Consider the following 399-nt stretch of genomic DNA (forward strand, 5'->3'; position numbering starts at 1 on the left):
CTGAGATTACTTCGTAATTTTCTTGCAATGACGATTAGGTATCCACGCAAAAATATTCACAAAACATCTATGTCCCTACTCCTGAAAAAATTATATCTAACATTCGCTCGTAGTAGTCGTATAATAATAACCTTAGTGATTATTGATCAGTTAAGTAAATGGTGGTTTATTGATAATTTGAGATGGAAGCCGGGCTTAATGCTTAAGGTTACTTCTTTCTTAAATATGGTTTATACTTGGAATTACGGTATTAGCTTTGGTCTAATGCGTGAATATTATCAATATAGCAATGCTATTTTCTTAATAACGAACACGATTATTGTCTGTTATTTATATTATTTGATGATACGTTCAAAAACGATCGGAAGCTTTGCCGGTTATAGCTTTGTAATCGGCGGA

At 32.6% G+C, this 399-nt stretch carries 1 protein-coding gene; it reads left to right on the forward strand.

Annotated elements, in window-relative coordinates:
- Positions 1 to 69: 69 nt before the first annotated feature.
- A partial coding sequence (locus MB29_RS07170) for a signal peptidase II (protein ID WP_032139661.1) occupies positions 70 to 399 on the forward strand: 330 nt, incomplete at its 3' end.

The sequence above is a fragment of the Rickettsia tamurae genome, from assembly GCF_000751075.1.
Taxonomy (GTDB): domain Bacteria; phylum Pseudomonadota; class Alphaproteobacteria; order Rickettsiales; family Rickettsiaceae; genus Rickettsia; species Rickettsia tamurae.